Consider the following 10,140-nt stretch of genomic DNA (forward strand, 5'->3'; position numbering starts at 1 on the left):
AGGAGAATGTCCATCCATTCGAAATATACCGGAACAAAACTCATATAATATGAGGCTTCATCTAATTTAAAGAAATGAGTTTCTTGTTGAAGGTAACCTAAACCCAAGCCCAGTATATTCCCCAAAAGCAGCCCCAAAATAATAAGATAAATAGCATTGTATAGAAATATTTTCCTTATTCCCCAATTCGACTCTCCTAAAGCTTTCAATAAACCAATCATAGAGGTTCTTTCCAGAATCATAATTAACAGGGCAGAAATCATGTTTATTACAGCCACAATAAGCATTAATATTAAAATAACCTGGGCGTTTACATCTAAAAGGGAAAGCCAATCGAATATCGTAGAATAGTTTTCTGTAATAGGAATTGCTCTTAAAGATAAAGGTAAACTATCTGCAATATCATAGCTAAGTGTTTGCAATTTAGAGAAGTCATCAATCCTCACTTCATACCCCCCAACTTCAGTGTCTTCCCATTTATTTAGTCTTCTAATTAAATCTAAATCGCCAATTACATAGGTTTTATCTACCTCTTCAACACCTGTATTATAAATCCCTACAATCTCGAACTTTCTCTTCCTTAAAGACTCCTGAACAAAATACATTAAGAAACTGTCTCCCTTCTTCAAATTCAATCGGGACGCCATATTTTCCGAAATAATGATTTGCTGATTAGAGTTAGAACTTTTAAAGTTTATTCCGCTACCCTCTTTCAGAATTTTATTGAGTGAGATAGAATCATAACTCTCATCTATTCCTTTAAAAACAACACCTTCCACTTCCTCATCAGTTTTAATGATACCCGGCTTGGTGGCAAAGGGAACCAAACTTTTCACATGGACTGTCTGATTAATTTTCTTTAGGCTGGAATCGCCAAGAACAAAAGGTTTATTTTCGTAAGAGGTATTTAAATCATAATTCTGTATCAGAATATCACCTCCAAAACCTCTTACTTTATCCCTGATTTCATTTTTAAAACCTTTCATTACCGCTATAGAGAGTAACATCACGCTTAAGCCTAACATAATACCAGCAATAGCTATTCGTACAATTAGCTTAGAAAACGTACGTTCCGCTTTAAAAGAGATTCTTTTGGCAATGAATAATCCTAAATTCAACAGCTTTTTATTTATTTTTACAAGCACAAATATGCAACCATTTCGTGTAATTATGAAAAACATCGCTGTAGACTTTCTCTGGCTTTAAAATTTGAAAAATTGATCATGAACAAATTATTCTTTCTTACAGTAATTGCGGGCTGCCTTTCTTTTGGCTGTCAGTCTCGGACTACAAGAAGCGAAAACATACAAAAAGCCACTGTAAAAGAAGCTAAACCTGCAAAAAAAATACTTACTGGGGCAGAACAAACAGAAAAATATATTCCGCTTCTAAAAGGTAAAAAAGTTGGTCTGGTTATTAATCCAACGGCTCAGATTAATGGCGTTTCGCTGGCAGATACACTACTGGCGAGGGGCGTAGCTATAAAAGCTATATTTGGTCCCGAACACGGATTTAGAGGAGATGCAGATGCAGGTGAAAAAGTAGGAAATTATATAGATAAAAAGTCTGGCCTTCCTGTAATTTCTCTGTATGGCAAGAAACAGGTTCCTGCTAAAGAAGATTTAAAAGATATAGATATTCTTGTTTTTGATATACAGGATGTTGGTGTTCGTTTCTATACATACACGATTACCATGGCTTATGTTATGCAAGCTTGTGCAGACAATGGAATCCCTATGATGATTTTAGATAGACCTAACCCTAATGGACAGTTAATTGATGGGCCTATTTTGGATCCTAACTTCAAATCGGGTGTCGGTATGCATAAAATTCCTGTAGCACATGGTTTAACGACAGCAGAGTTCGCTCAGATGGTCAACGGAGAAAATTGGTTAAAAAATAACAGGAAGTGCGATCTGAAAATCATCAAATTACAAAATTACACTCATAATATGAGATACCCTCTTCCTGTAAAACCTTCACCAAATCTGCCAAACGAGCTTTCAATTTATTTATACCCCAGTTTATGTATGTTTGAAGGTACAGCCATTAGTCAGGGCAGAGGAACAACTTACCCTTTTCAGGTTTTGGGGCACCCTTTATTAAAAGGCAAATATAAATTTCATTTTACTCCGGTAAGCATACCAGGCATGAGTAAACAGCCTCCTCTGGAAAATCAGGTTTGTTATGGTATTGATTTCCGGAATACGAACATAGAAGATATCAGGAAGCAGGATAAATTAAATATAAAAGTGATTATAGACCTTTACAGGGACTTTCCTGATAAAGACAAGTTCTTCACTCCGTTTTTCAATAAACTTGCTGGAAATGATATTTTAATGCAGCAAATTAAAAGTGGAAAAAGCGAGCTGGAAATCAGAAAATCATGGGAAGAGGGCTTAAATAATTACAAAAAAACAAGAAGTAAATATCTTTTATATAATTAAAGAAGAAGTAAAATTTACAAGTAAAGCAGGTTATAATATGAGAATTGTATTCATGGGAACGCCAGATTTTGCAGTAGCATCTCTTGATGCTTTAATAAAGGCTGGTTTTAATATTGTTGGTGTGGTTACAGCTCCGGATAAACCGTCTGGAAGAGGACAGAAAATAGCTGAATCTGCAGTAAAAAAGTACGCGGCAGAACATCAGCTTAACATTTTACAACCCATGAAATTAAAAGACCCTGAATTTATACAGCAACTTCGCGATTTAAAAGCAGATCTACAGGTTGTTGTTGCCTTCAGAATGTTACCGGAAATAGTCTGGAATATGCCTCCTAAAGGTACAATTAACTTACATGCCTCCCTTTTGCCACAATACAGGGGTGCTGCACCAATTAATTGGGCAATATTAAATGGTGATACCGAATCTGGCGTAAGTACCTTTCTTTTACAACACGAAATAGATACCGGAAGTATTTTATTTTCCGAAAAAGTTCCTATTCACGATAGCATGACAGCCGGAGAACTGCATGACAGACTTATGGAAGTTGGTTCTGGTCTTTTAGTAAAAACAGTTAAGGCCATTGATACCGGAGATTATGAAGCAAAACCCCAAACAGAATTTTCTGCAGATAAATTAAAACATGCTCCTAAAATTTTTAAAGAAGACTGCGAAATACACTGGAGCCAGAATACCAATCAGGTTTATAATCTCATTAGAGGTATGAGTCCATATCCAACCGCTTTTACCACTTTAAATGGAAAAGGTTTAAAAATTTTCCATGTCGAAAAGGAAATTCAAGATCATAAACAAAATCCCGGAGAATATATCACTGATCATAAAAGTTACTTAAAATTTGCTACTTCAGACGGTTTCATCTCTGTAAAAGAGCTTCAGCTTGAAGGTAAAAAACGAATGAAAATTGATGAATTTTTAAGAGGGATTAAATTATAATCCGAAAACATAACAACGTTAACATTCCTAGCAGGCGGGCGAAGTTGAAGTTTTTGTGATAACTCTCTCTTCGACTTCGCCCGCCAGCTTGATAACATTCAAAATCACACGGCTAATTAAGTGGCATTCAATTTTTCCAGAAGCATTTTGGATACTTCATTAAAATAACGTTTTCGATTAAATCCCATTACCCATTGAATACCATTGATCGCATTAGTAATAAATACCTCTTCTACTTCATTCAAAATTTCGGGATTAATTTGCGCTTCTATTATGTCCAATTGGTATTTTGCTGCTAAATTAATTACTACCTGTCGCATTACACCTGCTACGCACCCCTCACTTAATGCAGGTGTATAAATCTGACCTTTATATACCAAAAACACATTAGAACTTAAAGTCTCGCATAAAAATCCATTTTGGTTAAGAATAAAAACTTCATCCAACTTATGCTGCTTTTTATAGAGACCGGCCATAACAAAAGGTAAAGCGCTACAGGTCTTTAAATTAGAAAGTCTGTTAACCGGCTTAAAGATGTCGTCATAAATATCCAAAATAAGCCCTTTATTGTTGATATTGTAGTAAGCAGAATCCAGAGCGGTAACTTCTAAGCTATATCCATTTTTATTTTCATTAGGCGTATATAATCCGTCAGAATCTCTGAAAACTGTAAGCCTAAATCTTGCATTTTGTCCAATTTTATTACGTTTTGCCAGTTCCTCGGTTTTTTCTTTTAGGAAATAGCCATCCATATTTGAGTACCCTTCTATCTTTAGGGTTTTCATACCTTTTTGTAATCTATCTGCATGTTCCTCCGGAAAGTTGAGTTTTCCCTTACTCATTCTCATAGTCTCAAATAAACCATCCCCGTATTTAAACCCCCTAATTGCAAGGCTTAATACATTCTCCCCCTCCTGAAAAATCTCTCCATTAAAATTTATAAATCGTTTCGACATTTAAGCTTATGTAATTATTGATTTTTGATATAACTTTCCCACTTTTCTAAAACCTGCCTAAAATCATTTGGCAGTTCACTTTCAAAATAAACCTCCTTTTTTGTCGTAGGATGTATAAATCCCAAAGATTTCGCATGTAAGGCTTGTCTCGACATAATATCAAAGCAGTTATATATAAACTGCTTGTACTTAGCAAATACTGTTCCTTTACGAATTTTATCTCCTCCATAAGCTGCATCATTAAATAATGGGTGCCCTATAGACCGCATATGCGCTCTAATTTGATGGGTTCTTCCCGTCTCTAACTCACATTCCACCAAAGTTACATAATTAAGTCTTTGCAAAACTCGATAATGAGTTACCGACCATTTTCCTTTTTCCGGATCGTCATAAAGATCCATTACCTTTCTATCTTTTGCACTTCTCCCTATATAACCGCTTACCGTTCCATTCTCTGGCAAATCGCCCCATACCAAAGCAACATACTTCCTTTTAATAGAATGATCAAAAAATTGTTTGGCCAGGGAAGCCATCGATTTTTCATTCTTGGAAATAACCAGCAATCCGGAAGTATCTTTATCTATTCTATGTACCAATCCCGGTCTTCCGTCATTACCCGGAAGTTGCGGTAATTGATTAAAATGAAAAGTAAGTGCATTTACCAACGTACCAGACCAATTTCCATAACCAGGATGTACAACCATACCCGGTTCCTTGTTTACCAACACAACATCATCATCTTCATAAATAATATTTATGGGAATATCTTCCGGATAAACTTCTGTATCTCTCGGCGGATGCGGTAATACAATAGATATATCGTCTAACGGTTTTATTTTATAGCTGGATTTTACAGGCTTTCCGTTTACTAGGACATTTTCCTGTTCAATTGCATTTTGAATCTTACTGCGTGACGCATTTTCCAGACGAACCATTAAAAACTTGTCTACTCTAATTAACGATTGTCCTTTATCTACAACAATTCTAAAATGTTCGTAAAGTTCGCTTTCTTCTGTTTCTGGATGCTCGGGGGACTGATTCATTATGCAAAAGTACTTTTTTAAAATATATCATAAAAAAAAGCATGATATGGTATCACTTTTGCTCTTTTAGGCGTACCGAATAGAAAAACATCTAATTATGAAAAAAGTAAGAAAAAATATCATGTTTGTTGTTAATTTCATACCTTTCCTAATAAAAACCATTTATTTCAAAAATTAGGAAAATGAGATTGACATTACCATTCTTTAAAAGTACCTTCTTAACATTTGCTTTAATATCATTTGGGAAATTAGCTTTCTCTCAGGGAGATGCTATTGACTTGATCCAAGCAAGAGAAGACGCAACAAAATTAACCCAGGCATATCTAAACCCTTTTTTCAAAGGATTGGGCTCGGGGATGAATAACGGTTGGTTCAATTCTGCAAAGACTAAAAATTTAGGCAGATTTGATTTGAGAATCCAGGCAAGCGGTGCATTTGTACCGAGCTCAGACCAAACTTTTGATGTTAATAAACTTGGATTAACAAGATTTCAAGCAGCTCCTGGTTCTAGTTCCTTAAGCCCTACTGTATTTGGAAAAGATGAGGACGGTGTTACTTTAGTGGATAAAAACAACCCGAGTATAAACTTTGAGCTCCCCTCCGGAACCGGAATACATATTGCTCCAAGCCCTCAGATACAACTAACTGCAGGTTTAGTTTATGATACTGAAATCTCTCTAAGATTTACTCCTAAAGTTGGTAGTAATGATTTTGGAAAAGTTGGATCGTGGGGTATTGGCGTAAAAAAAGAGATAACTAAATTACTACCGTGGAAAACCGAGAAAGTTATTCCAATAGATTTAGCAATTGCCCTGGGATATAATCAAATCAACTACGATCACAAAGTCGCAATAGAAGACCAAATTGGTGATGATAACGTGAATAATCTGGATCAAAGGATTAAAGGGAAATTTTCGGGATTTACCGGAGATCTGATTGTTTCAAAAAAATTAGCGGTATTTACTCCTTTCGCTAGTATTGGTTATAACTCAGCGAAAACAGATATCGGTATCCTGGGAACTTATAAATTTAATGGAGAAGCAGATTTGGTAGATCCTGTAAAAATTAAACAAACAGACATATCCGGGATGAGAGGCGCCGTAGGTTTCGGTCTTCATTTGGCTTTCTTTAGATTATACGGAGCTTATAATATAGGAGAATACCAATCTGTAACAGCAGGTATTGGTTTCGGAATTGGGAAATAACATTTATCATTTAAAAATTTTTAGGCTGATCAGAAGATTGGCCTTTTTTATTTTAGATACATTTGCAAAATGTTCGATTTTAAAATATATAGCCCCGAAGAAGAAGTTAAGCTTCCTCTCCTAAAAGAACATGATGTTAGATTATTTATAAAACGTGACGACCTTATCCATCCATTTATTTCCGGAAATAAATGGCGTAAACTAAAATATAATTTAGAAGAAGCTTATAAACTGAATAAAAAACATTTGGTAAGCTTTGGAGGAGCCTATTCCAATCATATTCTCGCATTAGCTTGTGCCGGAGCAAAATTCGGATTCACCACAACTGGTTTTATAAGAGGAGATCACGTTAGCAATGAAATGCTGACAATGTGTAAAATATTCGGCATGCATCTCACATTTGTAGACAGAGAAATCTACAAAGATAAAATAAAGCTCTACAATCAATTTTTTCAATTAAATGATGACAGTTACTTTATTGATGAAGGAGGTGCCGGAAAACTAGCGGAAATGGGCTGCAGAGGAATTATTAAAGAACTGAATAAACATTATAACTATATTTTCTGCGCAGCAGGTACAGGGACCACAGCGGCAGGGATTATCAATGAGCTATCCAACCAAAATTTACAGACAAAAGTAAATATTGTCTCGGTGTTAAAGGGATATAATCTACTGTCAGCGGATATAAACCAATTACTCGAAACGTCTTGTAATTACGCTGTCCTTCACGATTATCATTTTGGCGGGTATGCGAAAACAAAACCCGAATTAATAGAACTTATCAAATATTTTGCAAGTCATACGGGCATTTTGACAGATCCGGTCTATACGGGAAAAACTTTATTTGCCATTTTAGACCAAGTCAAAACTGGAGAAATAGAAGCAGGAAGCAACATTCTGATGATCCACACGGGTGGTGTATTTGGTATATTAGGAATGTTGGATAAGTTTAAATAAGAAAGGCTCTTGAAATTCAAGAGCCTTTTCAGAATATACATTCTTAATTTTATTTTGCTTCTTCTGCAGAATTTTCATTAGAATCAGCTACTTCTGGTTTTGCTTCTTCTGCTTTTACTTCTGCAGCCGGAGTTTCTTCAACTACAACTGCTTCTTCTGCAGCTGGAGCAGCTTCAGTAGCTTTTTTAGTTTTGCTACCACCTCTTCTACGAGTAGTTTTCTTCTCTACTTTAGCTTCAGCACCATAAACAGTATTGAAATCTACTAATTCAATAATCGCCATAGAAGCGTTGTCACCCAAACGATTTCCTAATTTGATAATTCTAGTATACCCACCTGGTCTGTTAGCAATTTTCTCCGCTACCTCACGAAACAAAGTAGTAATAACTTCTTTATTCTGTAATTTAGCAAAAACCACACGACGAGAGTGAGTAGTATCATTTTTAGATTTAGTCAAAAGAGGCTCAACGTAAGTACGTAAAGCTTTAGCCTTTGCTAATGTTGTTGTAATACGTTTGTGAACGATTAAAGACGAAGCCATATTAGCCAACATTGCTTTTCTGTGGCTGTCTGTACGTCCTAAATGATTAACTTTTTTTCCGTGTCTCATTATTTTATTTGTTTACGCATACCGTCAGCTCAAGCCCCTATTGGCGAACCGGGAATTATGCGTTATTTACATTTTATTCTTCGTCTAACTTGTATTTAGACAAATTCATACCAAAAGATAAACCTTTTGATTTTACCAGTTCCTGGATTTCAGTAAGTGATTTCTTACCAAAGTTTCTGAATTTTAACATATCAGCCACATCGTAAGACACTAAATCTGCCAGAGAACGGATATCTGCTGCTTTCAAACAGTTTAATGCTCTCACAGAAAGATCTAAATCAACTAATTCTGTTTTAAGGATCTTACGCATATGTAATACTTCCTCATCAACTTCTTTAGTTTCCTCTTTTGCTTGAGATTCTAAAATCAAGTTCTCATCAGAGAACAACATGAAATGTTGAATAAGAATCTTAGCAGCTTCTTTCAACGCATCTTCCGGATGGATAGATCCATCTGTAGAAATGTCAAGTAATAGTTTTTCATAATCGGTCTTTTGTTCAACACGATAATTTTCTATAGTATACTTAACATTCTTGATTGGCGTATAAATAGAGTCGATAGCAATAACACCTACTGCTGCATCGGCATTTTTGTTTTCCTCTGCTGCTACGTAACCTCTTCCTTTGTTAATGGTAAGTTCGATTTCTAAAGTAACAGAACTTTCCATGTTACAAATAACAAAATCAGGGTTTAAAACCTCAAAATTGTTAGAAAACTTAGTGATATCACCAGCTTTGAAACTTTCCTGTCCGTTGATGATTACGAAAATCTTTTCAGAATCACCAGACTCACCTGTCTTTTTAAAACGAACTTGTTTAAGATTCAAAATAATGTCTACAACATCCTCTGCTACTCCTTTGATTGTAGAGAACTCGTGAGAAACACCTGAGAATCTTACCGAGGTAATTGCGTAACCTTCTAAAGATGATAACAAAATTCTTCTTAAAGCATTACCTATAGTAACACCAAATCCAGGCTCCAATGGACGAAATTCAAACGTACCATCGAAGTCTGTAGACTTCTGCATAATAACTTTATCAGGTTTCTGAAATGCTAAAATTGCCATTTATTGCCTTGTATTTTATCGTTAATTTTTAGATAAACAACCAATGCCAACTGTAAAAGTTGGCAAAGGAGAGTATCATTATTTAGAGTATAACTCGACGATCAAGTTCTCTTTAATGTTCTCAGGGATACTTTCTCTATCAGGATATTGAATAAACTTACCTGTTAGATTTTTAGCGTCCCACTCTAACCAAGAGTACTTGTTGATAGTACGTCCAGCTACTGAATTTGTGATCGCTTCCAAAGATTTAGATTTCTCACGAACTTCGATAACATCACCTGGTCTTACAGAGAAAGATGGAATATTTACCAACTCACCATTAACCAGAACGTGTCTGTGAGAAACTAATTGACGAGCTGCAGATCTTGTTGTAGCAATACCTAAACGGTAAACAACATTATCTAAACGAGCTTCTAATAATTGCAATAAGTTAGTACCAGCGATACCACCTTTTGCAGATGCTTTTTTAAACAAGTTAGAGAATTGTTTCTCCAATACACCGTAAGTGTATTTAACCTTTTGTTTTTCTGTTAACTGAATAGAATATTCAGATTGTTTTCCTCTCCTCTTTGAAGGGCCGTGTTGACCTGGAGGGTAGTTTTTTCTTTCTAATGCTTTGTCTGGACCGAAAATTGGTTCTCTGAATTTACGAGCAATTTTCGATTTGGGGCCTGTATATCTTGCCATTGTTATGTGCTTTAAAGTATCTTCCCGACTTCACCGGGAGAATCTTATCTTTAAAAATTAATTAAACTCTTCTTCTTTTTGGAGGACGACATCCATTGTGAGGTAGTGGAGTGATATCTTTAATAGTTGTCACTTCTAACCCTGCGTTTTGTAAAGTACGGATAGCAGATTCACGACCTGAACCTGGACCTTTTACAAATACTTCAACTTTACGTAA

General features: G+C 35.5%; 11 protein-coding genes. 4 read left to right on the forward strand and 7 right to left on the reverse strand.

The window, feature by feature from the left end; translation table 11 throughout:
* Positions 1-1,118 (reverse strand): ABC transporter permease (locus ABWO41_RS10950; RefSeq protein WP_353137622.1); only part of this gene is annotated, 1,118 nt, incomplete at its 3' end.
* Positions 1,119-1,223: 105 nt separating this feature from the next.
* On the opposite strand from ABWO41_RS10950, the gene ABWO41_RS10955 reads away from it, so the two are divergent.
* Together ABWO41_RS10955 and fmt are read left to right on the forward strand one after the other, a co-directional pair.
* The gene (locus ABWO41_RS10955) at positions 1,224-2,447 is read left to right on the forward strand and encodes an exo-beta-N-acetylmuramidase NamZ family protein (RefSeq protein WP_353137624.1); all 1,224 of its coding nucleotides are present in this window, start codon (positions 1,224-1,226) and stop codon (positions 2,445-2,447) included.
* 37 nt (positions 2,448-2,484) lie between these two features.
* Positions 2,485-3,399: a methionyl-tRNA formyltransferase gene (fmt, locus tag ABWO41_RS10960; RefSeq protein ID WP_353137626.1), complete on the forward strand. Its 915-nt coding sequence runs from the start codon at positions 2,485-2,487 to the stop codon at positions 3,397-3,399.
* 116 nt (positions 3,400-3,515) lie between these two features.
* On the opposite strand, the gene ABWO41_RS10965 is transcribed toward fmt, so the two are convergent.
* Together ABWO41_RS10965 and ABWO41_RS10970 are read right to left on the reverse strand one after the other, a co-directional pair.
* Positions 3,516-4,355: an aminotransferase class IV gene (locus ABWO41_RS10965; protein WP_353137628.1), complete on the reverse strand. Its 840-nt coding sequence runs from the start codon at positions 4,353-4,355 to the stop codon at positions 3,516-3,518.
* 14 nt (positions 4,356-4,369) lie between these two features.
* Positions 4,370-5,398 carry an RluA family pseudouridine synthase gene (locus ABWO41_RS10970; RefSeq protein ID WP_353137630.1) on the reverse strand — a complete coding sequence of 343 codons (1,029 nt, stop codon included), beginning with the start codon at positions 5,396-5,398 and terminating at the stop codon, positions 4,370-4,372.
* A gap of 182 nt (positions 5,399-5,580) precedes the next feature.
* Between ABWO41_RS10970 and ABWO41_RS10975 the strand changes: the two genes are divergently transcribed.
* Together ABWO41_RS10975 and ABWO41_RS10980 are read left to right on the forward strand one after the other, a co-directional pair.
* Entirely contained in the window at positions 5,581-6,603 is a 1,023-nt protein-coding gene (locus ABWO41_RS10975) for a DUF6588 family protein (protein ID WP_353137632.1), read from the forward strand.
* Positions 6,604-6,672: 69 nt separating this feature from the next.
* Complete coding sequence (locus tag ABWO41_RS10980) at positions 6,673-7,560, forward strand: 1-aminocyclopropane-1-carboxylate deaminase/D-cysteine desulfhydrase (RefSeq protein WP_353137634.1); 888 nt, start codon at positions 6,673-6,675, stop codon at positions 7,558-7,560.
* A gap of 49 nt (positions 7,561-7,609) precedes the next feature.
* On the opposite strand, the gene rplQ is transcribed toward ABWO41_RS10980, so the two are convergent.
* The 4 genes from rplQ to ABWO41_RS11000 all read right to left on the reverse strand — a co-directional run.
* Positions 7,610-8,170 carry a 50S ribosomal protein L17 gene (rplQ, locus tag ABWO41_RS10985; RefSeq protein WP_353137636.1) on the reverse strand — a complete coding sequence of 187 codons (561 nt, stop codon included), beginning with the start codon at positions 8,168-8,170 and terminating at the stop codon, positions 7,610-7,612.
* Positions 8,171-8,243: 73 nt separating this feature from the next.
* Entirely contained in the window at positions 8,244-9,236 is a 993-nt protein-coding gene (locus ABWO41_RS10990) for a DNA-directed RNA polymerase subunit alpha (protein WP_353137638.1), read from the reverse strand.
* A gap of 78 nt (positions 9,237-9,314) precedes the next feature.
* The gene (gene rpsD, locus ABWO41_RS10995; protein WP_353137640.1) at positions 9,315-9,923 is read right to left on the reverse strand and encodes a 30S ribosomal protein S4; all 609 of its coding nucleotides are present in this window, start codon (positions 9,921-9,923) and stop codon (positions 9,315-9,317) included.
* Positions 9,924-9,984: 61 nt separating this feature from the next.
* On the reverse strand, positions 9,985-10,140 hold a 156-nt coding region (locus tag ABWO41_RS11000), incomplete at its 5' end, for a small ribosomal subunit protein uS11 (RefSeq protein WP_353137642.1).

The sequence above is a fragment of the Pseudopedobacter sp. genome, assembly GCF_040392825.1.
Classification (GTDB): Bacteria; Bacteroidota; Bacteroidia; order Sphingobacteriales; family Sphingobacteriaceae; genus Pseudopedobacter.